Below are 26,465 nucleotides of genomic sequence, written 5' to 3' on the forward strand. Positions count from 1 at the left end.
GCTTTCCGGTTTTCAAATGTGGCGACTTTGTGTTTTTCGCCTCAATCCTCGTTCGGGATATGGGCATCGACACCGGTTGTGTGCAGGTGGTTGCGGACATGATGGACACCGTCTACCGACAGGGCGCCAAGTTCGACCTTGCGGGCAATGCCGATCGTTTCGACAGAACCCTCCAGCGTCACGGTATGGCCGTCGGCGTGAACTTCCACACTGTCGATATCGACCTCGGGGATATTCTCCAGGTTCTCGGTCACGCGGGCTTCGAGATCGTCGCTTTCGTCGCGGTCGATCGTGTCAGACTCGAGCGAATCCTTCAGGCGGTTTTCGTTGCCGTCCTCGTCCGTGCCGTCGATGCGGAAACCGCTGTTGCGGTCGCGGTCGAAATTGGCCGAGGTTTCGCCGTAGGCACGGTTTTCACTGCCGGCAGCCTTGGCGCCGCTGCCGTCCGCGTAGGGCCAGCCGTCGTCCAGATTGCGCTCTTCGAAGTCGCGGTAGTCTTCCTCGCGGGAAAGCGAGGACTTGTCGTTGTTGCGAGGCATTTCCGTCTCCTTCCGGTTTCACTGCAAGGCAAACGTCGGAAGGGTGCACTTGGTTCGCGCGTTTAATAGCGCGACTCAGCTTTTCGTCTTTTCCCATTTCCTGATCAGCCGGTCACGTTTCAGCCGCGACAGACGCTGCAGCCAGAAAATGCCGTCGAGCTGATCGATCTCATGCTGGATGCAGATGGCGAGGAAGCCGGTGGCCTCTTCTTCATGCTGATGGCCATCCAGATCCTGGTAGCGGAAACGAACCGCGCTCGGCCGTGTGACCTCGTCCGTCGCCCCCGGCATGGAGACGCTGCCTTCCATATGAACCATCGTCTGATCTGAAAACCACGTGATCTCCGGATTGGCGTAGATGCGCACGCCGTCCGCCTTGTCGAGTTCCAGCACCGTCAGGCGCTGGAAGACGCCGATATGGGCAGCGGTGATGCCAACGCCGGGTGCCGCGCGCATCGTCTGTAGCAGATCGTCGGCGAGGGCGGAAAGGGCCGAATCGAACGCGGTAACGGGCGTGCAGACCGTCTTCAGGCCGGGATGCGGATAGCGGAGAATCGGGCGGATCGGCACGGCTGAGCTTCCTTTCGATAAATGGCAGCGGAAACTATAGCTGGCCACAGGCATTGTCATCAGAAAGCATGGGTTTGCGCTTTACGGCAGAAATGCTTTCAGCTAGCAGGTCGATGTGCATTCCGGCGACCAAAAGGGCAGGGCGGAATTCGCTTATCCGCTTGTTGACAATGCATTTTCAGCCGACATTTTCGAATGCGGCGCGACAGTCGTTGAAATCTGACAGAAATGCGAGGGCGGCATATGACGACGACCGATACCGAAGACCGCAATCGCAAACGTCCGGCAGACGAAGACGTCGATATCTATAATGAAGACGGCAATGTGCGCAGCGATTTCCTCGTGCGCCTCGGCGCCGCCATTGCCGATCGCGACACGCTGTTTCTCCGCCAGAATGTCGCGCGCCTCCACGAATCGGAAATAGGCGACCTGCTCGAATCGATCCAGCCGGATCAGCGTCTGGCACTGGTGCATCTGCTCGGCGACGATTTCGACATGACGGCGCTGACCGAGGTGGACGAGACGATCCGCCGCGAAATCGTCGATCAGATGCCGAACGAACAGATTGCCGCAGCGATCGGCGAACTGGATTCCGACGACGCCGTCTACATTCTCGAAGATCTCGACCAGGAAGACCGCGAAGAGATTCTCGCGCAACTGCCATTCACGGAGCGGGTTCGCCTTCGGCGCGCGCTTGATTACCCTGAAAGCTCCGCCGGCCGACGCATGCAGACGGAATTCGTCGCCGTGCCGCCATTCTGGACTGTCGGGCAGACGATCGACTACATGCGCGACGAAGAGGATCTGCCCTATTCCTTTTCGCAGATCTTCGTGATCGACCCGACCTTCAAGCTGCTCGGCGCCGTCGATCTCGACCAGATCCTGCGCACCAAGCGGCAGTCAAAGATCGAAGCCATCATGCGGGAGACGAACCATCCGATTCCGGCCGAGATGGACCAGGAAGAGGCGGCCCAGCTCTTCGAACAGTATGACCTTCTTTCGGCTGCCGTCGTCGACGAGAACGAACGCCTCGTCGGCGTGCTCACCATCGACGACGTGGTCGACGTGATCCATGAAGAAGCGGACGAGGATATCAAGCGCCTCGGCGGTGTCGGCGACGAAGAACTGTCCGACAATGTGATCTCGACCGTGCGCTCGCGGTTCCTCTGGCTGCTGATCAACCTCGGTACGGCGATGCTGTCTGCCAGCGTCATCGGCCTGTTCGACGGTTCGATCGAGAAGATGATCGCACTCGCGGTGCTGATGCCGATCGTTGCCTCCATGGGCGGCAATGCCGGCACACAGACCATGACCGTGACGGTGCGCGCGCTCGCGACCCGCGATCTCGATATATATAATGCGGGGCGCATCATCCGAAGAGAAGCGGGCGTCGGCATTCTGAACGGCATTCTCTTCGCCATCCTGCTCGGCGCCATCGCCGGCACCTGGTTCCACAACTACCAGCTCGGCGCCGTCATCGGCGCAGCCATGATCATCAATCTGATGGCGGCGGCGCTTGCCGGCATCCTGCTGCCGCTGCTTCTCGACAAGATGGGGGCCGACCCGGCGATCGCTTCATCCGTTTTCGTCACGACCGTTACCGACTGCACTGGCTTCTTCGCCTTCCTCGGCCTCGCGACGTGGTGGTTCGGCATCTGAAACCCGCCGAAATTGACTATTACGTAAAAGTCAATAATATGTCAGGTCGATGACGGGGATGAGATGCTAGTGAACAAATACTATACCATAACGGAGCTGACGCGCGAATTCGGAGTGTCGACGCGCACGCTTCGCTTCTATGAAGATGAGGGATTGATCCATCCGGAACGTCGCGGACGCACGCGCCTGTTTCGACCTGCCGACCGGCGCCTCATCCAGGAAATCCTGCGGGGCCGGCGCATCGGCTTCACCATTGCCGAGATCCGCGAAATCATCCAGGTCTACAAGGAGCCGCCGGGCGAGCTCGGCCAGCTCAAGCTCTTGATGAAACGCGTGGACGAAAAGCGTGAAGACCTGCGCCAGAAGCGTAAGGATATCGATGAAACGATCACCGAGCTCGACAATATCGAAGAGGCCTGCCTCGGCCGCCTCGCCGAAATCGGCGTCACCACCTGATCATTGCTTGATCACTGTTGGGGCTCGGGCTGCAGCTCGGGCTCGATTTGGGCGCTGCACTGGCCGGCAAGCGCCATGATCCTCTCATCGTCGGCTTTGACCTGACCTGCCTGAAATAGCGTGAAGAGCTGCTGCGCCTGCAGCTGCTCGAGCGTGCACTGGCAGAAGCTGCGGCAGACCGCTTCACCCTGTTCGACCGTGCAGGACGTGTTGCACTGGCGCAGATAGGTCGCGACCGGATCGGGCTTCGGCGGCGCGATGATGAATGTCAGACCGTAAGCGATCGCGATCAGCACCGGCTGATGAATGAGGTAAAAGGCGAGGCTGTGGCGGCCGAGGCGCGCAAGCCATGTGCCGCCTGTGCCTAACGCCGCCAGCTGCTGCGGCAGGTTCGTCCGGAAGGCAAGGCGCGCAAGGCTCATGCCGAGGAAGAAGGGTGTCGCCCAGGGGAAGAGCGGCACAAAATCATTGGAGCGATCGGGCGTGGCCGCAAAGCCGAGCCAGGCAAGATATTTCGGATCGAACAGGTGCGAACCGAGCACGCCTGGCATCACGAAAATATCAGCAATCCAGCCGACTAGCAGTGCCAGCGTGACCAGCAGCGTCAAAGGCAAGGGCAGGCGCAGGAAGACCACGCCGATGAGGCTCAGAACCGCAATGGAATGCAGGATGCCGAAGTAAATCCATTCCCCGGGCACAAGATAGGCGGTCGCCGCCGATATGAGCACGGCCGCAGCGGCGATCATGCCAAAACGCTTCCAGAAGGAGGGCCAGCGAATGTCCGGCCGGCTGGCGAGCACGAGGCTGACACCCACGATGAAGAGGAAGGTGGCGGCGATCGCCCGGGCATAAATCTTCAGCCAGCCGGTCTCGGCCGTTCCAGGCTGCAGATAGCCCATGAATTCGAGATCCCAGCTGAAATGATAGGTGGCCATCGCAATGAGCGCCGCACCCCGCGCCGTGTCCACAAGGCCGATGCGCGGCGGTTTTGCATAAGGCGCCGCTTCCGTTGCCGGCAATGTCATTCACAATCTCCCGGACAATTCGTCGCCGTCAGTCGGTGAAGGCGTATTGGGCAGAACAGGAGAAAGATGGAGATTTGGTGGCACTTGCTGCTCCATGATCGCCAGCCGTTCTGCCGAAAAGAACTGCCGGCGGGTGAGCACGAAGACGACAATCGATGTCGTTCCCATGAAGACATAGGGATTGATGAACCAACCGAGGTAGCCGATCGACAGGAAGATAGCCCTCAGCCCCTCGTTGAAGTGRCTGCCGGCAAGGACGTTCATGCGGATGACGCGTTCGGCGGCGCGCTCGGCGGCAATGATATCCTTGTCGGTATCGTGCATCATGGGCATGGAGCCGAACAGGATGGTGCAATAATTGAAGAGACGGTAAGACCAGCCGAACTTGAAGAAGGCATAGCCGAACAAGGCAGCAAGGCCGCCGACCTTCATTTCGAAGACGGCATGGCCGCTATGAAAGACGAAAGGCAAGTCGGCAAAGACTGCATCGACCTTTTCCGTTGCGCCGAGAAGCGCAAAACAGCTGCCGATGGCAAAAATGGAGGTCGAGGCAAAAAAGGCCGTGCCGTTCTGCAACCCGGCCATGATCTGGGTGTCGATCATCTTCAAATCACGGCGCAGGGAATTATATATCCATTCACGCCGCCGCTCCGCCATGGCATGGGTCAGGCTCGTGCGCCCGAAGAAAGTCTGGCCGCGCAGCAGCCAGGAATAGCCCATCCAGATACAGAGAAAGAAGCCAAGCGCGATATAATCCGCCGTCGTCATCATCAGCGAGTCAGTTCCCGTATAAATGCGGCCACTCTACAGATGCATTTCAATGCTGCAATGACCGGCAAGACGAGAATTACTGGCAAGATAGCCAGCTTCCAATTAGTGTCCGGCCTGATGTCGCACCGGTTCAAGGCGATGTCGGTCCGCCACGCGGATGTCGAGCCGGGCTCGCATAGTCTGCATCGTGAATTTTAGAAGGCGCCTCCATGTTTCTTTCGGTATTCGATGTGTTCAAGATCGGTGTCGGCCCGTCGAGCTCGCATACGATGGGACCGATGACGGCTGCCAACCGGTTCCTCGACCTTATCTTGTCCGATGAATGGCCGCGTCCTTCCATCGGCGCTCAGGTGGCCGCCATCAAGGTCAGCCTGCACGGTTCGCTCGCCCATACGGGCATCGGCCATGGTACGGGCAGGGCGGTCATCCTCGGCCTGATGGGCGAGGCGCCCGACAAGGTCGACCCGGATCATATGGACGCCACTATCGATGGCGTGGAAAAGAGCGGCCGGATCACGCCGGAAGGCCACCCGGGCTACCAGTTTCAGCCGAAGACGGATCTGATTTTCGACAAGAAGCAGCCGCTGCCAGGCCACGCCAACGGCATGAGTTTCTCCGCCTATGACAAGGACGGACGGCTTCTCGTCAAGCGCATCTATTATTCCGTCGGCGGCGGCTTCGTCGTCACCGATACGGAGCTCGAACAGATGCGGGCGCGCAAGAAGGCGCAACAAGGCAATTACAAGGTGCCTTACCCCTTCGCCAGCGCCAAGCAGATGCTTGATATGGCCGAGCGCTCCGGCCTGTCGATTGCGCAGATGAAGCGCGCCAATGAGGAAAGCCAGCGCAGCCGTGAAGAACTGGATACCGGTCTCGACCGCATCTGGGAAGCAATGCGCTCCTGCATCGAGCGCGGGCTGAAGGTCGAGGGCATCATGCCCGGCGGCCTCAACGTCCGGCGCCGGGCCAAGCATATTCACGACAAGCTGCAGGAAGAATGGCGCAGCAACCGGGTCAATCCGCTGCTCGCCAACGACTGGCTGAGCGTCTATGCGATGGCGGTCAACGAGGAGAATGCCGCAGGCGGGCGCGTCGTGACGGCGCCGACCAATGGCGCGGCCGGCGTCATTCCGGCAACGATCCGCTACTACGAGCATTTCCACGAGGATTGGGACCGGAAGGGGATCCATGACTATCTGCTGACCGCAGCGGCGATCGGCGGCATCATCAAGCACAATGCCTCGATCTCGGGCGCGGAAGTCGGCTGTCAGGGCGAGGTCGGCTCGGCTGCCGCCATGGCAGCCGCTGGCCTCGCAGCCGTCATGGGCGGCACGCCGGCACAGATCGAAAATGCCGCCGAGATCGCGCTCGAACACCATCTCGGCATGACCTGCGATCCAGTCGGCGGCCTCGTGCAGGTGCCCTGTATCGAACGCAATGCGCTGGGTGCGGTTAAGGCGGTCACAGCCGCATCGCTCGCAGTGAAGGGCGATGGCCAGCATTTCGTGCCGCTCGATGCCTGTATCGAGACCATGCGCCAGACCGGCAACGACATGAGCGAGAAATACAAGGAGACCTCGACAGGGGGCCTTGCCGTCAATGTCGTCGAATGCTGAGCTTGCGGACGTTTAAGGCTGTTTTAGGCATCTCGCTGGCGCAAAACCGTTGCACACTTTAGCTCGACTTGCTTTGTTTCACGCATGTCGTTGACGCAAAACCGCTGCACACTTTTGCTCGACTTGCGTTAGCCGCTTGACGCTGCCGGCCAAAAGGATTTCAACGGCAGCATGGCACTAAATCTCATCAAGCTCTGCGTCGGCTGCGACTCGATCGAAGACCTGCGCGAATGGGTGGCCGAGCGTTCGCTACGCGCCATTGCCGCCGGACTGGAACCGCACTCGGTCCATACGACCCGCATGGTACCGAAGCGCGTGGACGAGCTGCTCGACGGCGGCTCCCTCTATTGGGTAATCAAGGGGCAGGTTCAGGCGCGGCAGAAAATCCTGGACGTTCAGACGTTTACCGACGGTGAGGGCATTGGACGCTGCCATCTCGTCCTCGGGCCCGAAGTGATCGAAACCTCGGTTCAGCCGAAGCGTGCCTTCCAGGGCTGGCGTTATTATCCCGATGAGGACGTGCCGCGCGATCTCCACAGTCTCGGCGCCGGCATTGCGGAAATGCCCGCGGATCTGCGCCGCGAGCTTTCGGAACTCGGATTGCTGTAAGGTTTCTCGTCCCTAGCGGTTCCGGATGTAAAACGCTGCACACCCTTGGTGGAATTGCTCCTACCGCAAGCGCAGCACGACCGGCGAATTACCGTCGGGCGAGGTGATGTGCAGGTGAATATGCGCCTCCGGCTGCGAGTAGCGCCAGGCGCGCGCGCCGTGGCATAGCAACAGGTTGATGAGATCACGGGTCTTCGGCGATTTCGCCTTCGGGCGCTGCAGGCCGATTTCGGCGAGGCGGAGTGCTGCCTCGTGCAGCGGGTGCAGGCCGGAGCGTCCCTTGTTGACCGCCCGGCGCCCTGCAGGCGCATTTGGTACATTCTCGTTGATCGACATCATCTTCCCCGTACGCAATACAAATCGACTAGGATAGACTGCCGGCGGCGCGAACATCGCAGCCGGCAGGCGGGAGCGCCGCCAAGTCAGTCACAGGCAGCGCCAGATATCTCATTGTGCCGCCGCCCAGCACTTCACGCCGGCCTTCTTGAGGGCCTTGCAGGCATTGACGGCATCACGCTGGTCGTCGAAACCGCCGAAGCGGGCGCGGTAGACCTGATCGGCTCCGCTGGCATAGGCGACGGCGAAAGGCTTGGCGGAGTTCAGCGCCTTGCCACCCTTGGCCTTGGCGCTTGCTAGAAGGTCCATCGCCATTTCCCGGCTGGAGGAGACACCGATCTGGACGACCCAGCCGGACGGCTGCGGCACTTCCTTGGCGGCAACGTCCTTTGCAGGGGCGACCTTGGTGGAGGCCGTCGTCAATTCGTCGACAGAGGTGTCACCCTGTTCCGGCGGCACATAGGCAGCTGCCGGCGTCGGGACGGCGGCGGAGGCCTGCTGCTGCTTGATCGCGACGGTCTTTACCTTGGTCGGAGACGGCATCGGCTGCGCCAGCAAGGGATTGCCTGTCTTCGGTGCGGCGGTTTCCGCATAGGCAACTTCGGTCCCTGCAGTCTGATAACGGCTATCCGGAAGCGGCCCCTTGTGCGGCAGACCGAGATCGGCAGCGGCTGCCGCGACTGGCGGCTGATTGGCCGGGATTGTTTTCTTTTCCGCGACCTGCGCAACTTTGGCAGGAGAAACCGGAGCGGGCGTTTCGATCATCTCGGGCATCTGCTTCGACTGGGCGACGAGCGTGCCGCCGCTGGCGGCGGCCTTTGGCAGATAGGCATCGAGCAGCCTGCGCATCTGCGAGTCGCGGGCGGGGGTGGAGGCACCGCCGAGAACCACGCCGACGATCGACTTGCCGTCGACCTGCAGGGAACTGACCAGATTGAAGCCGGCAGCGCGGGTATAACCGGTCTTGATGCCATCGACGCCACGGACGGAGCCGACGAGGCGGTTATGGCTGCGAATGACGCGATTGCCGAACTTGAAGGCGCGCGTATTGAAATAGCCGTAATATTGCGGGAAATGCTGCCGAAGAGCGATGCCGAGGCGAGCCTGATCGCGGGCCGTCGTCATCTGCGCGGTATTCGGCAGGCCATTGGCATTGCGATAGGTCGTGCGCGTCATGCCGAGCGCATGCGCCTTGGCCGTCATCATCTGGGCGAAACGATCTTCCGAGCCGCCGAGCATTTCACCGAGCGCGGTCGCCGCGTCATTGGCAGACAACGTCACGAGACCGAGGATACCCTGTTCGACAGTAATCGTGCCGCCGGCGCGCACACCGAGCTTGGTCGGCGCCTGAGCGGATGCGTGAGCAGAGAAGGGGACGGGCGTATCGAGGCGGATACGGCCTTGCTCAAGTGCCTCGAAGGTCATGTAGAGCGTCATCATCTTCGTGAGCGACGCCGGATACTGCAGACGGTCAGCATTCTCGCTGTAGAGAACATTTCCCGTCCGGGCATCGACGACGATGCCGGCATATTTCGGATTTGCAGCTTCCGCTTCGGCATTGACCGAGTCGACCGCGACGATCGCGATAGCCATCGAAAGGATCGTCAGCACCTTTGCGAGGAAACCGGCAGACCACGGCGATGATACGGAGGAAATTGACCTTGACACTATTCCACTCTTCGCTTGCATTTCGGATGTTTGGCGGGCCACGCACCCCCTACTGCGTAACCGGCTGTCTTGGAAAACTACCGGTTCAGCGTTACCAATCCGTTTATGATGAATCGTTTCTTCAGACATTTGCCGGGATTTTAGCGGGGTGTTGCAGACCGGCTCACAAGCCGGGTTTCCACAAAGGTCCTGATCGCGGCATCAATATGGTCCCAGTCGGCCAAATGACGACTTGAGAACCGGTAAAGCACACTTAAATCTTTGCCGACCTTGATATCGCGCTGGCAATCGCCGCTGGTCGCGACCTCGGCAGACGAGGGCAAGACACAGCGAACCACATAATCTGCAGCCCCTTCACGCGATGCGGTCAACAATATCTCACCGTTGTAGCCGGCATCGGCCCGCAGGCGGTGCAGCGTCAAGCCATGCGAGAAGGGTTCGGCGGCGCCATCCATCAGATGCGAATAGATCGGTTCCAACCGGCCCGACATATCCCGTGACATCGTGCCTTGCGTGATCTGCAGGAAAATCAGGCCTGACGATTGGGCGATGTCGTCGAAACGCTGGCGCGTTTCCTTGCTGTAGCCCTGCATTTCCGGCCAGGTGAGGTAAAGATCGACCCGTTCGGCGGCGCCGTCATGCCGTTCGCTGGGGAAGCGAATCGTGTTGGCGGGCAGGCCGATCGTATCGCGGCCGATTGTGAGTGTGATCCCATCGGTGTTTTCCGTATTGCCGGCAAGCGAGATGTGACGGCCGAACCAGCGACCGGCAATGCTGATCGCAACCGTCAGCAGCGCCAGAACCGCAATCGTCGCGGTGACACGGACCAGGAACCGGGTCGAGAGAAGGGGTTGCTCGGCAGGATGGCCCACGGCGGATTGGCTCATCGTCGTCCTCGGATATCGGGCCGCCGTAAGAAGAACGCGAGTCGTCGGTGCCGGTGATGAATCTCGGGGAGATGATGGAATAGCGGGAGTTAACGGGTCGTTAACTCAACCAAAGGGATGCGCTACAAAAGAAGCGAGCCGTTCCCGGGACAGCGGGAACGGCTCTGGGCGCCGGTCGGGACGGGGATGCGGGGGACTGACCGGAGCCGGTACGCCTGTTACTTCACGCTACCGACTGCGACGGCGCGGCCGTCCTGCAGCTTCGTCCAGCGGGCCGGATCATCGGCGGACTGGCGCTTCAGGTAGGTGTATTCGGTATCCGACCACAGCAGCACCTTGTTGCGCATGTTGTCGAGAATGAAGTCGCCGTGGTCGGTACGCACCGTCAGCACGGCATGGCCCTCACCATTCGGCTGCAGCACGACGGTCATCAGCGTATCGGACGGAGAGAAGCCGGCGTCGATCAGCATCTTGCGCTTCAGGAGCGCGAAGTCCTCACAGTCGCCAGCGGTCTTCGGATAGGCCCAGCGCTCCTCGACACCATAGATCTCCATGTCCGTCATCGGCTGGATGGTGGAATTGACGGTATAGTTGATCTCAAGGATCTTTTTCCAGCGATCCTCGGTAAGGATCGCAGGGCCGGCATCGCCGCCGGCATAGGCGCATTCTTTCGGATTGGCCTGACAGAATTCATAGTGCCCGATTGGCGGGCTCGCATTTCCTGCAAGCGTCATGCTGGCGGGTGATGCCTGTCCTGCGCCCGCCATTGCCGCTATCATGCCGACGGCCAGAAGGCCGCTCTTCAGTAGATTTCGAATTGACATTATCGTCTCCCCGTTATGAGGACGACAATGACACGGACGTTTTTATCTCACGCAAAATTACGCAATCAAATTAATGGCTTAGTTGATTCAAATACGCAGCGAAGTTGAATCAAATCCATCTCGAATACGACTAAAATTAAAGACGCATTCGTCGCAAATTCGATTAAAATTGAAGGTTTGGGAAAAAGACTTTTGGACCGGAAATGACCGAAAACCGGGCAGGTCGTTAACGAGATCTGGTAAGCCGGACAAATTTCTGCGGCGGCCTATGGCGAGAACCGTAGTTGGGGCAAATCCGGCCGCAGCTCACAAATGGGCTGAATCGCTTCTGCAAAAGCCGATTCCGACTCATGTCCGGATGTGCCGGCGAAAAAATAATTTCGTCAGAGATCACGAAACCTGTTCGTCGCAGCCACGATCGCGGCGGCAATATCAGCGTTTTCGGTGGAATGGGCGGCCTTCGGCAACACCACGAGTTCGACGCCGGGCCATGCGCGGGCAAGTTCCCATGCGGTGACAAGTGGTGCCTCTATGTCGAAACGTCCGTGGATCAGGACGCCAGGAATGCCTGCGAGATGCCCGGCATTCTTCAGGAGTATGCCGTCCTCGAGCCAGGCGCCCTCGAGGAAATAGTGCGTGATGATACGGGCACGTGCCAGACGATAGAGCGGATCGGACCAGCGCCGGGGCAGGCCAGCGGGGTCGGCAAGCAGGATCGTGGCAGCTTCCCATTCATGCCAGTCGTGCGCGGCCTGCAGCCTCACCTGTTCCTCGGGATGATTGAGCAGTTGATGGTAGGCGCTCACCCGATCGCGGCTACGCAACGCCGGCGGCAGCGCCTCGCCGAACCTGTGCCATTCCTCGGGGAAGAGCGGCGCCATGCCGCGATAGAGCCAGTCGATTTCGGAGCGGCGCGTCGTCGTAACGCCCGAAATGACGATGCCGTTGACATGGGCGGGGTAGGTTTGCGCATAGGCGAGCGCCAGCGTCGAGCCCCAGGAATTTCCGAAGATCGTCCACTTTTCCACGCCGAAGAGGCTGCGCAGCTGCTCTATGTCCTCGATGAGGTGGGCAGTCGTGTTTCGCGAGAGGTCAGTTGCGGCGTCGGCGGCGTTCGGCAGACTACGTCCGCAATTGCGCTGATCGAAGAGGATGATGCGGTAGACCGAAGGATCGAAATAGCGCCGTGCCGTTGTCGAGCAGCCGGACCCCGGTCCGCCATGCAGGACGAGCGCGGGCTTGCCGGACGGATTGCCGCAAGCTTCCCAATAGACGAGGTTGCCGTCGCCGGTGTCGAGCAAGCCGTGTTCATGCGGTTCGATTTCGGGAAAGAGGACTGACATGACCGTGCCTTGGTTGAGGCGCGCTGTATCCTTCAAATCTGTGACGGATAGATGACGGATGTGGAGTTCCAAGGCATCCGTGCCGCATAGACTGACAGGCCGAAACCGGACGAAAAACCGCTGCGCACTTTTTCTGGAATTGCTTTTTGGTTTGGCACAATTCCGGACGAAAAACCGATGCGCACTTTTTCTGGAATTGCTCTAGAGAAATTCGCGGAGCGTCTCGCGCGACTGGACCGACAGGAATTCGATCGCAACGCCTTCCGAGAAATGACGAACGACGCGACCGCGCATGTTGCCGAGACGAACGGGCGTGCCGAGCGTCGGGCGCACTTCGACATCGACGGCGGCGCCGGAAAGCGAAAGGTCCATGATGCGGCACATGTAGCGCGTGCCGTCCTCCAGCGTGAGTTCGGTCTTGGTCTCGCGCGGGGTCAGACGATCGTGACGGCGATCTTCCGGCAGACCGAGCTCGTGCTTGTTGGCAAGCCAGGTGAGCTGGGCGGCGAGCTTCTCGCGCTTGCGTTCGGTGGCGTTGATCGACATCGTGAAGCCACGCATGTCGACTGTCTGCACATGACCTTCGACGCGGCCGAGGTGGTCGATATAGGCGACGACACGTTCATTGGCGCGCGGGCGGCCGGCGCAGGTGACATACATGTCGCCGGGCGACATATCGATCACCATGCATTCGAATTCTTCGTAGCTCGCAAGCATCAGGCGGCCCTGCATATTGATGGGCACGCGCTGAAACACTCCCTGTTCTGGGCGCGGCGCAGGTCGGTGCGTCTGAGCGGGCTGGAACGAGTGCATCAAAGGGCTTCTTTATGAAATCGCTGAGCCCAATCCTTACCCGCAATCCCTTAACAGAAGGTTGTGGAAACAGGCAGCGCCTAACCCTAAAGTACTAGGGGGGGGCGACCCAAAACGTAACAGTCAGCGAGCGGCTGCTCCATGCAGGAAATGCGACATGACACGCAGCATGGCCTGGCCGAACGTGGCCTGTTTTTCCACGGCGATCTCGACGGGACGGCGCGGTTCCGCCTCGAGCGCGCGGCCGAACTTGTCGTGCAGCAGGCGGCTGCGATCAAGCGCGAGCAGCTCGAGCGGTACGATCTCCAGCCAGCTTGCGGCGGCCGCAGGCGCGATGGCGCCGAGGAGCCGGTCGCAGCCGCCCTCCGGCGAACGCAGCGGCATCATGATGATTTCGAAGGCCGCGTGATGGCCGGCGGTGCTGTAGCCCGTCGCGTTGAAAAGCGTCGGGATGGCGTGCGCCATGACGCCCTGCGCTGTCTTTTCGATATCCTCGTGCTGGCCGTTGGCCCAGAGGGCGGAGAAACGCTCGCCGCGCAGATCACGGCCGAAGAGATCGCAGATTTTCGTGCCGGCGAGACGGAAGCGAATATGCCGGTCTTCCTCCATCTCCAGAATGAAGAGGCTCGACAGCAGATGTGGGATCGCGCCAGGCTCGATCTGCGATTTCAGCGGCGCATCGCGCCCGCCGCGCAGAGCATTCCAGTAGTCGAAAATGTCGATCGTGATCTGAAGGCGCATGGCAATGTCTCATTTCGGTTCATTGGCGGGCGGTTTTCGCCCCTTCACCTTCTACCTTGCGGATTTCATGCCAAATCCGGCGAGTTAAGGTTAAGGAAGGGTTTCGCTTGAGCGCCAAGGCCTGTCGTGAGACCGTCTCTCCATCACTTCAAACAGTGAAGTTCTGCACAGACTGCCAGGGGAGGGGCCATCCTTCGGGGAACCCAGGCGAGCCGTCCGGCCAGTTCCGGACGGCTTTTTTTTTGAAGCCGGCTCCTGTATGGCTGTGGCCTCCAACGAGGCGAGATGAGCATGAACGAACAGACGTCCGGGCCTGATCAGGCTTTCCAGCCTATGCAGCCCGAACCGCCGGCCAGGCCGCCGCGCCAGCCGGTTTTCAATCTTCCGCCCGCGCTGTTTGCCACGCTCCTGCTTCTCATCCTGATTTACGCCGGGCAGTCGCTGCTGTCTCCCGACGGGCTTTCCTGGTTTCTGTTCAATTTCGGCTTCATTCCGCTGCGCTATGCCGTTTCGCTTGCAGAGCAGGGGCCGCAGCTCTACTGGACGCCGGTCACCTATTCGCTGCTGCATGGAAGCATCGAGCATATCGTCTTCAACGGCCTGTGGCTGATGGCCTTCGGCGCGCCGGTCGTACGTCGCATCGGCGCGTTCCGCTTCATCATCTTCTGGATTCTTTCCGCCATCGCTTCGGCGGCGCTGCATGCGGCGCTGAACTGGGGCAGCGATGGACTGCTCATCGGTGCATCCGGTGTCGTCTCTGGCCTCATGGGCGCGGCCTGCCGCTTTGCCTTTCCCTCCGGGCGACAGATGGTTCGTCCCGCGCATCTCAATCCGCAACTGTCGGTGCTGCAGGCAATGCAGAGCCGCACGGTGATCATCTTCATGCTGCTCTGGCTGGTCGGCAACGCGCTTATCGCCGTCGGCATTCCGCTCGTCGGCGATGGCAGCCAGGAGATTGCCTGGGATGCGCATATCGGCGGTTTCGTCTTCGGCTTTTTCCTTTTCGGGCTCTTCGACCGGAAGCCGCCGCACCAGAATTTCCAACAGCCTTGGCCGGACGACGAGTTGCAATCCTGACCCAACGAGTGCACCATTGATCTCCGCGATGGGAGGAGAGACCGCCGCGGAACCTGTGTTTCCGAGAAGTGTTTCACTTTCTCCATAGGAGGTCCATATGGCCAGTTCCGTCAAAGCAATACTCGATCTGAAGGGTCGTGACGTCGTCACTACCGGGCCGAATACAACGGTTTCGGAAGCGGCCGCGATTCTCAGCAAGAAGAAGATCGGCGCGATCGTCGTCGTCGGCATGGAAAACAAGATTTCCGGAATGTTCACCGAGCGCGATCTCGTGCATGTGATCGCCAAGTCCGGCAAGGACGGGCTCGATCAGACGCTTTCTTCCGTCATGACCTCGAAGGTCTTTCGCTGCAACGAGCAGACCTCGGTCAACGAGCTCATGGAGCTGATGACCAGCAAGCGTTTCCGCCACATTCCCGTGGAAGCCAACGGCAAGCTCGCCGGCATCATTTCGATCGGTGACGTCGTGAAATCACGCATCGCCGAAGTCGAGCGCGAAGCCGAAGAGATCAAGGCTTATATCGCTAGTTAAGGGAATAAGGCTTCGCACCAGGCACTACGGGTGCCTGGCGTAGAGTTCCTGCATTCGCTGCAGCTCGGGCAGCCTTGCCCGGGCTTCTTCATAGCCACGTTCGATGGCTTCCCCCGCACGATGGAACTCCGACAGGCCGATGTCCGACAGGCGCGGCTGCAGTGAAATGTCCGGCGGGTCGCCGGCAAGCCGGGCCCGCGCGATACGATCCTGGATGATGTTGAAGGCCTGCACCATGACGCCGGTCATGCCCATACGTGCGGAATAGGGAGCCTGCTTCTGCTGCTGCACTTCGGCGGGCGAGAGGCTGGCATTGTGGCGCACGACGGCGGAGCGGCCGTAGAGATCATAATTGAGATTGACGGCGACGACGAGCGGTTGCTCGTAGCTGCGGCAGACGGAAACCGGCACGGGATTGACGAGCGCGCCGTCGACCAAAGTGCGGTTATTGCTGCGCACCGGCTCGAAAATGCCGGGCAGGGCGTAGGAGGCACGGATCGCCGTGATCAGCGAGCCATTGGCGATCCAGACTTCGTGGCCCGTGTTGACCTCTGCCGCGACGGCGACGAAGGGCCGGTCGAGTTCCTCGATCGTCAGCCCTTCCAGATGTTCCTGCATGCGCTTGGTCAGGCGCATGCCACCGAAGAGACCGGAGCCACCGATCGTCAGGTCGAGAAGGCTTGCGATGCGGCGCATGGTGAGCGAACGGGCGAAGCTTTCCAGCTCGTCGAGCTTGCCGGCGAGATAACAGCCGCCGACGAGCGCGCCGATCGAGGTGCCGGCGATCATGCCGATCTCGATGCCGGCCTCGTCGAGCGCACGCAATACGCCGATATGCGCCCAGCCGCGCGCGGCGCCGCCGCCGAGCGCCAGGGCAAGCTTTGCTTTCTTTTCTGAGGGGGTTTCGACTGGGGGAATTGCCGTATCCTGGAGCGCTGTTGTGGCAGAACCTCCGCCCTCGGCGCTTTGACGATGCATATTCCAGCCCAGCATGGCGTTCCTCCCTCCCGGCAGAACACTCGGGTTCCCATTAACAGCCCCGAACCCTTTCCAAAGGGTATATGGAACCGACTTGCGTCGCAATAAGGGGCAGGTGACGGGGATTCGGTCTATTTTCCGTACACATCCTTGGGATCGAAATGCAGGTCGTCATCGACGATGGTCAGCATGGGCTTTCCATCCTCCAGGGTGATGGTGCGGTAGAAGCAGGAGCGGCGGCCGGTGTGACAGGTCGCGTCATGACCGGCGACCTCGACCTTCAGCCAGATGGCGTCCTGGTCGCAATCGGTGCGGATTTCCTTCACAGTCTGGAGGTTGCCCGAGGTTTCGCCCTTCTTCCAGATCTTGCCGCGCGAGCGGCTGAAGTAGTGGGCGATGCCGGTCTGGATGGTCAGCGCCAGCGCATTGGCATTCATGTGGGCGACCATCAGCAGTTCGCCGTCGCCGGCATCGGTAATGATGGCTGTGATCAGGCCGCGATCGTCGAAGCGCGGCGTGAAATCGCCAGCGTCCTCCAGCTCGGATTTATCGTCCGATGGCTGATTGAAAATCAGTTCACTCATCGCGGCCCTCCTGAGGGAGCCGGTCTCAGCGGCCCCTTACCATTGTCATGAATCGGACCTGATCGGCCGGCTCAGTCTTGAACGTTCCTGTAAAGGTTGTCGTCAATGTGGTCGAGCCCTGCTTCTGAACGCCGCGCATGGCCATGCACATATGTTCGGCCTCGATCATGACGGCGACGCCGCGCGGACGCAGCGTTTCGTCGATGGCCTTGGCGATCTGCGAAGTCATCGTTTCCTGCGTCTGCAGGCGGCGGCCGTAGATTTCGACGACACGAGCAATTTTGGAAAGGCCGAGCACGCGGCCGTCAGGCATATAGGCGACATGCGCCTTGCCGATGATCGGCACCATGTGATGCTCGCAGTGGGAAAAGAAGGGAATGTCCTTCACCAGCACCATGTCGTCATAACCGGCAACCTCCTCGAAGGTCCGGCCGAGCACGTCTTCCGGGCTCATCTCGTAACCGGCGAAGAGCTCGCGATAGGATTTGGCAACACGGGCAGGCGTATCCAGCAGGCCCTCACGCGACGGGTCGTCACCGGCCCAGCGCAACAGGACGCGAACGGCGTCCTCTGCTTCCTGCTGGGAAGGGCGATCGGATTCGTGGACGGTATGCGGAAAATTCTTGACGATGGCGTCCATATTCAATGCTCTCCTGCCCGCAACGCGGACCGTAGTCGGACTAGCCACTGGTACCCCAAGCGGGAATTCTTGCACCTTTGGCAGGTTCCGGGGCTTTCCAGGCTCGTTTTGTCGAACCCTTCCGGCACGGTTTCCCAGTCAAACCCGATTGGCAAACTTATTGGTTCTCCAATCAAAGTTGTTCGGGGCCATTGCATTTCGATGACCCTCGAACGACATACATATAGGAAGACGACCCCGGTATGTAAGTATGCTGTCGTTTGACTGTGTGTTTTTTGTTTACACGACAATCACATAGGAATTAGCGTCGCTTTTAGGCGTTTTTGGAGCCAAATCCGTCATGGACGACATCTATAACAGCAAAATCCTCGAATTTGCCGGCAATATCACGCTGACCGGCACGCTTGACGACGCGGATGCGAGCGCCCAGGCGCATTCGAGGCTGTGCGGTTCGAAAGTGCGCATCTGGCTGAAAATGGATGGAGATACGATCAGCGCCTTTTCGCATGACGTGAAGGCCTGTGCGCTCGGGCAGGCGTCCTCCTCGATCATGGCCCGCCATGTCGTCGGCGCGACATCGGGCGAAGTGCGCAAGGCGCGCGAAGATATGCTTGCCATGCTGAAAGAAGATGGTGAAGGTCCGGATGGACGGTTCGCCGACATGCGCTATCTTCTTCCCGTGCGTGATTACAAGGCGCGTCACGCCTCCACCATGCTGACCTTCGATGCCGTCGTGGACGCGATCGGACAGATAGAGGCAAGACGCGCTGAAACCGTCGAGGCGTGAGCCATGTGCGAATTCTGTCTGCTACGTGAGGAGGAGGACGAGGGCGGTGCCGCAGCCCCGAAGCCTCGCGCCGAGCCGCAGAAAACATTCTCGCGCAACTACCGGGGTCCGTTCCGCAAGACGCCGGACCGCCTGCTTGGCATGGGGCTGATCCGTCTCTACCAGCTGACACTCTCAGGCTTCATCGGCAATTCCTGCCGGCATGTCCCGACCTGTTCCGAATATGGCTATGAGGCGGTTGCGCGCCACGGGCTGTGGGCCGGCGGCTGGATGACGCTTTTCCGCGTCGGCCGATGCGGCCCCGGCGGCACAAGCGGGCTCGACCCGGTGCCGGACATTCTCGCATCCCGTTTCCGCTGGTTCACGCCCTGGCGTTATTTCGCCCTTGGGCGAAAGGAGGCATAAGGTGTGTACCTTCATCGCACTTCTGCACAGCATCGTCCTCACCTCCGAGCGACGCGTCATCATGGAAGATCTGCGCGCGCTTGCCAAAGAACTCGGCTATCACGACCCGCGCACGCTTGTGTCCACCGGCAACCTTGTTTTCGAGGCGGACGGAATGCGGCCGCATGAGGTCGAAGAGCAGTTGGAAGAGGCTTTTGAAGAAAAGTTCGGTAAGCATGTCGATATTATCGTGCGCAGCGACTGCACCTGGATGGCGCTCTGCGGTGCCAATCCCTTCAAGGACGGTATCGGGGATCAGGTGATCGTGCGCGTCAACCGCCTGCCGATCGACCCGGAAAAGGTGGAGGCACTGAAGCAGCTTCTTGTCGAGGGACAACGAATGAAGCTGGTCGGCTGCGATCTCTGGATCGATTTCCACGGCAAGCCGAGCCAGTCGAAACTGCTTTCGGCGCTCACGACCAAGCGCATGGGCGTCGGCACGATGCGCAACTGGAACACCGTGCGCGGCCTTTTTGAAATGGTAGTCTAGGCGCCGCCTGAAGAGCACGCCACCCGCGCTTTTCGCCTCTCGGCAAAAAATATACTTGCAGTTGAAAAACTTGGAGATATCACTGTGTTTCCCGCCCCGTTTTTCAAATTTTGCGCTCATGAAACTCTTTCAATATTTCGCGACCGCGTCGCTCTTTCTTGCCTGCTCCATCGCCAGTTTTTCGGCACACGCTGCAAATGTGACCGACACCACCTGGACCGAGTGCCGCCGTCTGGCAGGGGACGACGTCGATGTCGCTTATCTCGCCCATTGGCGGGACGCGCTTGCCGCCTGCCAGACCTATTTAAAGGCTGCCCCCGACTCTAAGGATGCTCGTTATTTCACGCTCGCCAGCCAGTTCAACCTTCAGCAATACGAGCCGGCGCTTGCCGGTTTCGAAGCCCTGGCGGCACAGGGGCACRCGCCCTCGATGGTCTATCTTGCGACCGCTTATGCGAACGGCAAAGGGCGCCAGCAAGACTTCGACGTGGCGTTGTCCTGGTTGAGAAAGGCATGGAAAACCGGTGACGCGCGCTCGGCCGAATATCTGGGAGAGATGTATAGGCTGGGGTGGGGTGTTGCTCAGGATTTCGCGACGGCGCGCTTCTATTTCGAGCTTGCAGATGAACTCGGCTACATCCCTGCCAAACGTTCGCTTGCGTGGCTTTATATTGACGGGGCTGGCGTTCCAATCAACCCCAAGCGAGGTTTCGAGCTGCTTTCCATAGCGGCGCAGCAAGGCAACGATGTCGCAGCAGCGGAGTTGGCGTATCTTTCCGCCAGGGGCATCGGCACGGAGAAGAACGTTACGCGCGCCGTCGCCATGTTCGACGATATGGTACGAAGCGGCTCTGTCGAAGGTATGAGAAGGCTTGCGCGATACTATTTGAGAGACGGCGACAAAATCCAGAAAAAGACTGCCGTGGAACTGCTTGAGAAAGCGGTCGCGCTTGGTGACGGCGATGCCATGAAACAGCTGGCGGATGTCTATATCGCGGGCAAGGAGTTGCCGCGCGACTTCGCCAAGGCCGAAAGCCTGCTGGATGAAGCAATAGGACAGGGAACGCTGGCCGCATACTATGGCAAGGGCATGCTGTTTCTCAATATGCCTGATCGGCGCTATGGCGAGGCCATGTATTGGCTGAAGGAAGCTGCCGGTCGTGGCGACGCCTCTGCCATGGCGTATGTGGGCATGCTCTACGAGGGCGGCAACGGTGTGCTGGCGGACGAAAGTGAAGCGCGCATCTGGTATGAGAGAGCTGCCAAGCTTGGAAGTACTGCCGGCGCCCGGCGTTTCGGCGACGCGCTCTATTTCGGAATAGGCGGCCCCCGCGACATCGCGACTGGCGTAAAATGGCTGGAAAAAGCTGCGGCTTACAGCGACACCTATGCCATGCGGGCGCTCGCCTATTCCTATGAAAAGGGTAACGGTCTCCCAAAGGATGCGGCAAAAGCCTTCGAATGGTTCCATAAGGCGGCTGACGCGGGAGATACCATTTATCGAGGTCGCCGACTGCTTCTATAGCGGCGCCGGGACGACGGCCGACGTCAAAAAATCCTTTGTCTGGTATCTCAAGGCGGCGGAAAGTGGCTCGGCCAAGGCGCAATATTCTGTCGGGCTTTTATACGGCAGAGGCGAGGGGACAACCCAGGATTCCAGAGAGGCGGTGCACTGGTTCAAGGCCGCGGCAGAGAACGGATATGCCGAGGCCTTTGTCGAGCTTGGTGACATGTACGCCAATGATGCCACGCTGCCGCGAGACGACGGCAAGTCGACCGACTATCTGGAAAAGGGTGCCGCCGCCGGCAACGCTACGGCGATGATCCTGCTCGGGATCAAATATGAGGATGGCGATGGGGTCGCGCGAGACTATGCCAAAGCGATCGAATGGTACGAAGCTGCGGCCAACAAGAAATCCGCCGACGCGATGTATAGGCTCGGGACACTCTATCGCCTGGCGGATGGAAACCAGAAGGACTATGGCAAGGCCCTCGAATGGTTGACGAAGGCCGGCGCCAACGGCAATGCGAAAGCACAGTATTCCCTGGGCGATATGTACGAGTATGGGCAGGGCGTGCCCATTGACCGCTCCAAGGCGCTCAGCTGGTTCATGATGGCAGCCTTCAAGCAATACCCCGACGCGATGAATGCCGTCGGCTATTATTATCAGAATGGCATCGCCACGGAAGAGAACCAGACCATCGCTCGCGACTGGTATCAGAAGGCGGCCGACGCCGGATCTGCGGCCGGTGCCCTCAATCTCGCGTGGTACTACGAAAACGGCAAGGATCAGGATCAAGCGATCGCTTTCAACTATTACAAGAAATCAGCCGAACTCAATTCGGCCGAGGGCATGTTCGCGCTTGGGCGGTTCTACGATGATGGGCTAGGCACTGACGTCAACCGGCAGGAAGCCATCAAATGGTATCTGCGAGCGGCAGACATGGGCTACAAAAGAGCCGCCTATCGACTTGCCTATGCTTATGACGTGACTTTTAGCTCCGATAATGCAGCCGAGAACATACTTCTGGCAATCCGGCAGGGCGACGGACAGATTGCCGATGAGCTGAAATCGTTTTCGCCCTTCACGCGCACGGCGCTGAAAAGAAGCCTGTCGCGACGCGGTCTCTACGATGGCCCAATGGACGATGAGATCGATCAGCCTCTGAAATCGGCCCTCAAGAACTATAGGAATAGCTATGGCGGATAGGCGCTCCCTCCCGTCTCTGCGTCGGAAGTGCCTCGCTTTTCCTTTACTCAGACACCAAATATCAGTATCAGGCGGCAGCGGCATCCCGAGCAGATGACGCTTCCGTTTCAACCACCCGCATTCGTTGGCGGGACTGGACAAGGAGAATTTGAATGTCCCAATCCGTTTCCCTGACATTTCCCGATGGTTCGGTGCGCAGCTTCCCGGCTGGCGCGACCGGCAAGGATGTCGCAGAATCCATTTCCAAATCGCTTGCCAAGAGCGCCGTCGCCATTGCGATCGACGGTACCGTGCAAGACCTTTCCGATGCCGTGACCGACGGCAAGATTGAGATTGTCACGCGCAAGGACCCGCGCGCGCTGGAGCTTATCCGGCATGACGCTGCGCACGTGATGGCAGAAGCCGTGCAGGAACTGTGGCCCGGCACGCAGGTGACGATCGGCCCGGTCATCGAGAACGGCTTCTATTACGATTTCGCCAAGAACGAACCGTTCACACCCGACGATCTGCCGAAGATCGAAAAGAAGATGAAGGAGATCATTGCCCGCAATGCGCCCTTCACCAAGCAGATCTGGTCGCGCGAGAAGGCCAAGGAAGTGTTTGCCGCCAAGGGCGAGCAGTACAAGGTCGAACTCGTCGACGCGATCCCTGCAGGCCAGGATCTGAAGATCTACAATCAGGGCGAATGGTTCGACCTTTGTCGTGGTCCGCACATGGCCTCCACCGGCCAGATCGGCAGCGCCTTCAAGCTGATGAAGGTTGCCGGCGCCTATTGGCGCKGTGACAGCAATAACGCCATGCTGTCGCGCATCTACGGCACGGCATGGGCCGACCAGGCCGATCTCGACAATTACCTGCATATGCTGGCCGAGGCTGAAAAGCGCGACCACCGCAAGCTCGGCCGCGAAATGGACCTGTTCCATTTCCAGGAAGAGGGCCCGGGCGTCGTCTTCTGGCATGGCAAGGGCTGGCGCATCTTCCAGTCGCTGGTCTCCTACATGCGTCGCCGGCTCGCCGTCGACTATGAAGAAGTCAACGCGCCGCAGGTGCTCGACACCGCGCTCTGGGAAACTTCGGGGCACTGGGGCTGGTATCAGGAAAACATGTTCGCCGTGAAATCGGCGCATGCGATGACGCATCCGGAAGACAAGGAAGCGGATAACCGCGTCTTCGCTCTGAAGCCGATGAACTGCCCCGGCCACGTGCAGATCTTCAAGCATGGCTTAAAGTCCTATCGCGAGCTGCCGATCCGTCTCGCCGAATTCGGTCTCGTGCATCGCTACGAACCTTCAGGCGCGTTGCACGGCCTGATGCGCGTGCGCGGCTTCACGCAGGACGACGCGCACATCTTCTGCACCGACGAGCAGATGGCCGCCGAATGCCTGAAGATCAACGACCTGATCCTCTCGGTCTACGAAGACTTCGGCTTCAAGGAAATCGTCGTCAAGCTCTCCACCCGTCCGGAAAAGCGCGTCGGCTCCGATGCGCTGTGGGATCGCGCGGAAGCCGTCATGACCGACGTCCTGAAGACGATCGAGGCGCAGTCCGAGGGACGCATCAAGACCGGCATCCTGCCGGGCGAGGGCGCTTTCTACGGGCCGAAGTTCGAGTATACGCTGAAGGACGCCATCGGCCGTGAATGGCAGTGCGGCACGACGCAGGTCGACTTCAACCTGCCGGAACGTTTCGGCGCCTTCTATATCGACAGCAATTCGGAGAAGACGCAGCCGGTGATGATCCATCGCGCCATCTGCGGCTCGATGGAACGCTTCCTCGGCATCCTGATCGAGAACTTCGCCGGGCATCTGCCGCTGTGGGTCTCGCCGCTGCAGGTGGTTGTCGCCACGATCACTTCGGAAGCCGATGCTTACGGCCAGGAAGTGGCCGATGCGCTCCGCGACGCCGGTCTGCATGTCGAGACCGACTTCCGTAACGAGAAGATCAACTACAAGATCCGCGAACATTCCGTTACGAAAGTTCCCGTCATCATCGTTTGCGGCAAGAAGGAAGCGGAAGAGCGTACGGTCAATATCCGCCGCCTCGGCAGCCAGGAGCAAACGTCGATGTCGCTGGATTCGGCGATCGAAAGCCTTGCCCTGGAGGCAACTGCGCCCGATATCCGTCGTAAGCTCGAGGCAAAGAAGGCCAAAGCAGCCTGAAACTGCCTTCTTGGACAATGACAGCGCCCGGCATCGATCTGTCCGGCGCTGTCAGCAATCTGACATGCAACAGTAATATAGCCGCCACAAAACAGGGGACGGGTTTATCCCGGCAGGCATCAGAGTGCGCTTCAAAGAGCTTTCCTACGCGAACGAACGGGATCCGCGCCTGAAGCGTTGGCTGATCCGCTCCATCGAGGGCCTTTCCGGCCGTGACCGTTACGTACGGCTCTATGACATCTGGCGCCGCGACATCGTCGGCAAGAGCGACCGCGTCTTCGGCAAGATGCTCGATCTCATCAATGTGGAAGTCGAGGTGAAGGGCAACTGGCCGCTTGAGCCGGTGCCGACCGAGCCCATCGTCATCGTCGCGAACCATCCCTTCGGCATCGGCGACGGCATTGCGGTACTGGCGCTTGCCGAGCAGCTTGGCCGCCCGTTCCGGGTGCTGATCCACAATGATCTCCTGAAGGTGCCGGAAATGGCCCCTTACTCGCTGCCGATCTCCTTCGAGGAAACAAAGGAAGCGATGGCAATGAACATGAAGAGCCGTCACGAGGCTGTCCGCCTGCTGAAGGAAGGTACGACCATCGTGGTGTTTCCGGCCGGTGGTGTCGCTACAGCAAAGAAGGGTTTCGGCCGCGCCGAGGACCTGCCTTGGAAAATGTTCCCGGCCAAGCTCATCCAGGCGGCGCGCGCCAGCGTGCTGCCGATCTATTTCGAGGGCCAGAACGGCCGGCTCTTCCATCTCGCCAGCCGGGTTTCGATGACGCTGCGTCTGTCGCTGCTGATCCGCGAATTTCGCCGTCTCTCAGGCAGCACGATCACGGCGCATGTCGGCAGGGTATTGTCCTGGGAAGAATTGAGCAGCGGCAGCGACCGCAAGGATCTGCTCGTCCGCCTCTTTGACGCTGTCTTCTCGATGGCGCCGAAGAAGAAAGCCTTCCTCAAGCGCGCAAGCTGAAATTTCCCGATCGTTCGGATGCGGCGACGTCAGTCGAGGCTGGCGCCATCGCCGTTTTGAAGATCCTCATAAGACGGCAAAGCCGGCTGCGGCGGAATCTCACCGCCGGGCTGCGGCACGCCCTTCGGCCCGGCCGCGGCCGGTCCCGGGGATAAGGCTGTCGCAGCCGGGGCAATCGGCTGCTGGGCCTGCTGGTTCTTCATCAGCACTTCGACATCGGTATTGACGCCGGCAGCGACGGTGAAGTCACGCTGATAGATCTTGTCCTTGTTGCGGGCGACCGCCGTATATTCACCTTCGGACAGGACCATGGTCGGAAAGGCGCTCACGCTTTCGCCGACGCTGTCGCCTGCTGCCGTCAGGATCGACCAGGCCGTATCCGCTATCGCTTCGCCACCGGTTTCCGAAACCAGCTTGAAATTGATCTGTGCCGCCCTGTGCTGGATCGTCGCTTCGGTGAGCTTGCCCGCCTCCACCTGGATGTCGGCCCGGATGCTCGCGTTCACGTCGCCGTATTCGGAAACGACGTGATAGGTGCCGGCGTTGAGGCGCACGACCGTATTCGGCGGCACGTCGGCCATGACAAGGCCGCGTTCGCCATCGTCGCGCACCTCGGCGGAATAGATCGAGAAGCTCAGCTGATCCGGGCGAATACGGACATCGGAGCCGGAGACGGCATTGAGCAACAGCCCGCCGGCATCGAGAACCATCACCTGTTTATCGACCTCGCCATCATCCGGCACCGTCAGCTTCTTGGTGACGCCGGCGCGGCCGAAGGAAACATTGACGAAATAATCTCCGGCAGCGAGCTGGAAGGCCGCGGTGCCGCCACGAGAACTGGCGATCAGCGGCAGCTTGCCGTCATTTCCAGCAACAGGGCTGAATACATACCAGGAAAGCCCGTCTTCAACCGGCGCGCCATCGGCCGTCAATTTGGCTTCCAGCGAGACATCACGCAGGCGCACGCCTTCCTGAGCCGCACCCGGCGCGATGAACGCGTTGAGCTTCGGCATTTTGGGCGTGGATTCAAGCTGCTTGAATTCCTTGAAGGCATCCTGGGCGGCAGCGCCAAACGGCGTCAGCATCAGGGCAAGAGCAAGGCCGATCCGTGCAAAAGGCAAAATGCCAGACATCCTGTTCGTGAACCGATTGACTTCTGAAATCGCAGAGTCCACTTCAAGACCAATGCCGTGGCAAATTCAAGACCTCCGGCCTCCCTCTGCATACAAATGAGAGTTTCCC

27 protein-coding genes and 2 pseudogenes are annotated in these 26,465 nt (G+C 60.0%); 14 read left to right on the top strand and 15 right to left on the bottom strand.

Annotation, left to right across the window (positions count from 1 at the left end):
• Positions 1-41 precede the first annotated feature (41 nt).
• Both AC1DF8_RS14550 and AC1DF8_RS14555 read right to left on the bottom strand, forming a co-directional pair.
• Complete coding sequence (locus AC1DF8_RS14550; protein ID WP_478154000.1) at positions 42-539, bottom strand: BON domain-containing protein; 498 nt, start codon at positions 537-539, stop codon at positions 42-44.
• A gap of 75 nt (positions 540-614) precedes the next feature.
• A complete protein-coding gene (locus AC1DF8_RS14555) occupies positions 615-1,109 on the bottom strand; it encodes a peptide deformylase (RefSeq protein WP_113213217.1) in 495 nt (164 codons plus the stop codon).
• A 243-nt stretch (positions 1,110-1,352) separates the two neighbouring features.
• Here AC1DF8_RS14555 and mgtE point away from each other — a divergent pair, with 243 nt between their 5' ends.
• Both mgtE and AC1DF8_RS14565 read left to right on the top strand, forming a co-directional pair.
• On the top strand, positions 1,353-2,768 hold the full coding sequence (gene mgtE / locus AC1DF8_RS14560) for a magnesium transporter (protein ID WP_112547684.1): 1,416 nt from the start codon (positions 1,353-1,355) through the stop codon (positions 2,766-2,768).
• Positions 2,769-2,831: 63 nt separating this feature from the next.
• Complete coding sequence (locus tag AC1DF8_RS14565; RefSeq protein WP_007826104.1) at positions 2,832-3,224, top strand: MerR family transcriptional regulator; 393 nt, start codon at positions 2,832-2,834, stop codon at positions 3,222-3,224.
• Positions 3,225-3,235: 11 nt separating this feature from the next.
• Here the strand turns inward: AC1DF8_RS14565 and AC1DF8_RS14570 are convergent, their stop codons facing one another.
• Positions 3,236-4,249 (bottom strand): heparan-alpha-glucosaminide N-acetyltransferase, encoded by a 1,014-nt coding sequence (locus AC1DF8_RS14570; RefSeq protein ID WP_478154001.1) that lies wholly within the window; start codon positions 4,247-4,249, stop codon positions 3,236-3,238.
• A complete protein-coding gene (locus AC1DF8_RS14575) occupies positions 4,250-5,017 on the bottom strand; it encodes a DUF599 domain-containing protein (protein ID WP_478154088.1) in 768 nt (255 codons plus the stop codon).
• Between the two features lie 212 nt (positions 5,018-5,229).
• On the opposite strand from AC1DF8_RS14575, the gene AC1DF8_RS14580 reads away from it, so the two are divergent.
• Together AC1DF8_RS14580 and AC1DF8_RS14585 are read left to right on the top strand one after the other, a co-directional pair.
• A complete protein-coding gene (locus AC1DF8_RS14580; RefSeq protein ID WP_112968159.1) occupies positions 5,230-6,636 on the top strand; it encodes an L-serine ammonia-lyase in 1,407 nt (468 codons plus the stop codon).
• Positions 6,637-6,807: 171 nt separating this feature from the next.
• A complete protein-coding gene (locus AC1DF8_RS14585) occupies positions 6,808-7,245 on the top strand; it encodes a DUF1489 family protein (protein WP_112547681.1) in 438 nt (145 codons plus the stop codon).
• 60 nt (positions 7,246-7,305) lie between these two features.
• Here AC1DF8_RS14585 and AC1DF8_RS14590 read toward each other — a convergent pair whose 3' ends face one another.
• From AC1DF8_RS14590 to AC1DF8_RS14620, 7 genes and pseudogenes are all read right to left on the bottom strand, one after another.
• Positions 7,306-7,581 (bottom strand): hypothetical protein, encoded by a 276-nt coding sequence (locus AC1DF8_RS14590; RefSeq protein WP_112547680.1) that lies wholly within the window; start codon positions 7,579-7,581, stop codon positions 7,306-7,308.
• 111 nt (positions 7,582-7,692) lie between these two features.
• Positions 7,693-9,270, bottom strand: a complete 1,578-nt coding sequence (locus tag AC1DF8_RS14595; protein ID WP_113148228.1) for an SPOR domain-containing protein — start codon at positions 9,268-9,270, stop codon at positions 7,693-7,695.
• A 119-nt stretch (positions 9,271-9,389) separates the two neighbouring features.
• Positions 9,390-10,150: pseudogene (locus AC1DF8_RS14600) on the bottom strand (hypothetical protein).
• 204 nt (positions 10,151-10,354) lie between these two features.
• Positions 10,355-10,960 carry a transglutaminase-like cysteine peptidase gene (locus tag AC1DF8_RS14605; RefSeq protein WP_113117052.1) on the bottom strand — a complete coding sequence of 202 codons (606 nt, stop codon included), beginning with the start codon at positions 10,958-10,960 and terminating at the stop codon, positions 10,355-10,357.
• Between the two features lie 383 nt (positions 10,961-11,343).
• Positions 11,344-12,303: a prolyl aminopeptidase gene (gene pip, locus AC1DF8_RS14610; protein WP_478154002.1), complete on the bottom strand. Its 960-nt coding sequence runs from the start codon at positions 12,301-12,303 to the stop codon at positions 11,344-11,346.
• Between the two features lie 201 nt (positions 12,304-12,504).
• The gene (locus AC1DF8_RS14615; protein ID WP_029869225.1) at positions 12,505-13,116 is read right to left on the bottom strand and encodes a PilZ domain-containing protein; all 612 of its coding nucleotides are present in this window, start codon (positions 13,114-13,116) and stop codon (positions 12,505-12,507) included.
• Positions 13,117-13,239: 123 nt separating this feature from the next.
• Positions 13,240-13,857 carry a PAS domain-containing protein gene (locus AC1DF8_RS14620; protein WP_113117053.1) on the bottom strand — a complete coding sequence of 206 codons (618 nt, stop codon included), beginning with the start codon at positions 13,855-13,857 and terminating at the stop codon, positions 13,240-13,242.
• A gap of 291 nt (positions 13,858-14,148) precedes the next feature.
• Between AC1DF8_RS14620 and AC1DF8_RS14625 the strand changes: the two genes are divergently transcribed.
• Positions 14,149-14,934, top strand: coding sequence for a rhomboid family intramembrane serine protease (locus AC1DF8_RS14625; protein ID WP_478154003.1), 786 nt, complete (start codon positions 14,149-14,151; stop codon positions 14,932-14,934).
• Between the two features lie 97 nt (positions 14,935-15,031).
• The gene (locus AC1DF8_RS14630; RefSeq protein WP_029869207.1) at positions 15,032-15,466 is read left to right on the top strand and encodes a CBS domain-containing protein; all 435 of its coding nucleotides are present in this window, start codon (positions 15,032-15,034) and stop codon (positions 15,464-15,466) included.
• 24 nt (positions 15,467-15,490) lie between these two features.
• On the opposite strand, the gene AC1DF8_RS14635 is transcribed toward AC1DF8_RS14630, so the two are convergent.
• The 3 genes from AC1DF8_RS14635 to folE form a co-directional block, all read right to left on the bottom strand.
• Complete coding sequence (locus tag AC1DF8_RS14635) at positions 15,491-16,459, bottom strand: patatin-like phospholipase family protein (RefSeq protein WP_029869208.1); 969 nt, start codon at positions 16,457-16,459, stop codon at positions 15,491-15,493.
• Positions 16,460-16,575: 116 nt separating this feature from the next.
• Positions 16,576-17,028, bottom strand: coding sequence for a phosphoribosyl-AMP cyclohydrolase (gene hisI, locus AC1DF8_RS14640; RefSeq protein WP_478154004.1), 453 nt, complete (start codon positions 17,026-17,028; stop codon positions 16,576-16,578).
• Between the two features lie 25 nt (positions 17,029-17,053).
• Positions 17,054-17,668, bottom strand: coding sequence for a GTP cyclohydrolase I FolE (folE, locus tag AC1DF8_RS14645; protein ID WP_029869256.1), 615 nt, complete (start codon positions 17,666-17,668; stop codon positions 17,054-17,056).
• Positions 17,669-18,008: 340 nt separating this feature from the next.
• On the opposite strand from folE, the gene AC1DF8_RS14650 reads away from it, so the two are divergent.
• From AC1DF8_RS14650 to AC1DF8_RS14685, 8 genes and pseudogenes are all read left to right on the top strand, one after another.
• Positions 18,009-18,455 carry an iron-sulfur cluster assembly scaffold protein gene (locus tag AC1DF8_RS14650; RefSeq protein WP_112547674.1) on the top strand — a complete coding sequence of 149 codons (447 nt, stop codon included), beginning with the start codon at positions 18,009-18,011 and terminating at the stop codon, positions 18,453-18,455.
• 3 nt (positions 18,456-18,458) lie between these two features.
• Positions 18,459-18,860, top strand: coding sequence for a membrane protein insertion efficiency factor YidD (yidD, locus tag AC1DF8_RS14655; RefSeq protein WP_478154005.1), 402 nt, complete (start codon positions 18,459-18,461; stop codon positions 18,858-18,860).
• Between the two features lies 1 nt (position 18,861).
• Positions 18,862-19,389 (top strand): DUF1697 domain-containing protein, encoded by a 528-nt coding sequence (locus tag AC1DF8_RS14660; RefSeq protein ID WP_112968153.1) that lies wholly within the window; start codon positions 18,862-18,864, stop codon positions 19,387-19,389.
• Positions 19,390-19,507: 118 nt separating this feature from the next.
• A complete protein-coding gene (locus AC1DF8_RS14665) occupies positions 19,508-20,914 on the top strand; it encodes a tetratricopeptide repeat protein (protein WP_478154006.1) in 1,407 nt (468 codons plus the stop codon).
• Positions 20,832-21,041, top strand: a pseudogene (locus AC1DF8_RS14670) (tetratricopeptide repeat protein); the annotation flags it as partial. The gene AC1DF8_RS14665 and the pseudogene AC1DF8_RS14670, both read left to right, overlap by 83 nt.
• A gap of 15 nt (positions 21,042-21,056) precedes the next feature.
• A complete protein-coding gene (locus tag AC1DF8_RS14675) occupies positions 21,057-22,100 on the top strand; it encodes an SEL1-like repeat protein (protein WP_478154089.1) in 1,044 nt (347 codons plus the stop codon).
• Between the two features lie 152 nt (positions 22,101-22,252).
• Complete coding sequence (gene thrS / locus AC1DF8_RS14680) at positions 22,253-24,259, top strand: threonine--tRNA ligase (RefSeq protein WP_478154007.1); 2,007 nt, start codon at positions 22,253-22,255, stop codon at positions 24,257-24,259.
• Positions 24,260-24,383: 124 nt separating this feature from the next.
• Complete coding sequence (locus AC1DF8_RS14685) at positions 24,384-25,223, top strand: lysophospholipid acyltransferase family protein (protein WP_112547669.1); 840 nt, start codon at positions 24,384-24,386, stop codon at positions 25,221-25,223.
• Between the two features lie 29 nt (positions 25,224-25,252).
• On the opposite strand, the gene AC1DF8_RS14690 is transcribed toward AC1DF8_RS14685, so the two are convergent.
• The gene (locus AC1DF8_RS14690) at positions 25,253-26,356 is read right to left on the bottom strand and encodes a hypothetical protein (protein ID WP_112547668.1); all 1,104 of its coding nucleotides are present in this window, start codon (positions 26,354-26,356) and stop codon (positions 25,253-25,255) included.
• Between the last annotated feature and the right edge of the window lie 109 nt (positions 26,357-26,465).

This window comes from Rhizobium sp. 05N49, assembly GCF_056396805.1.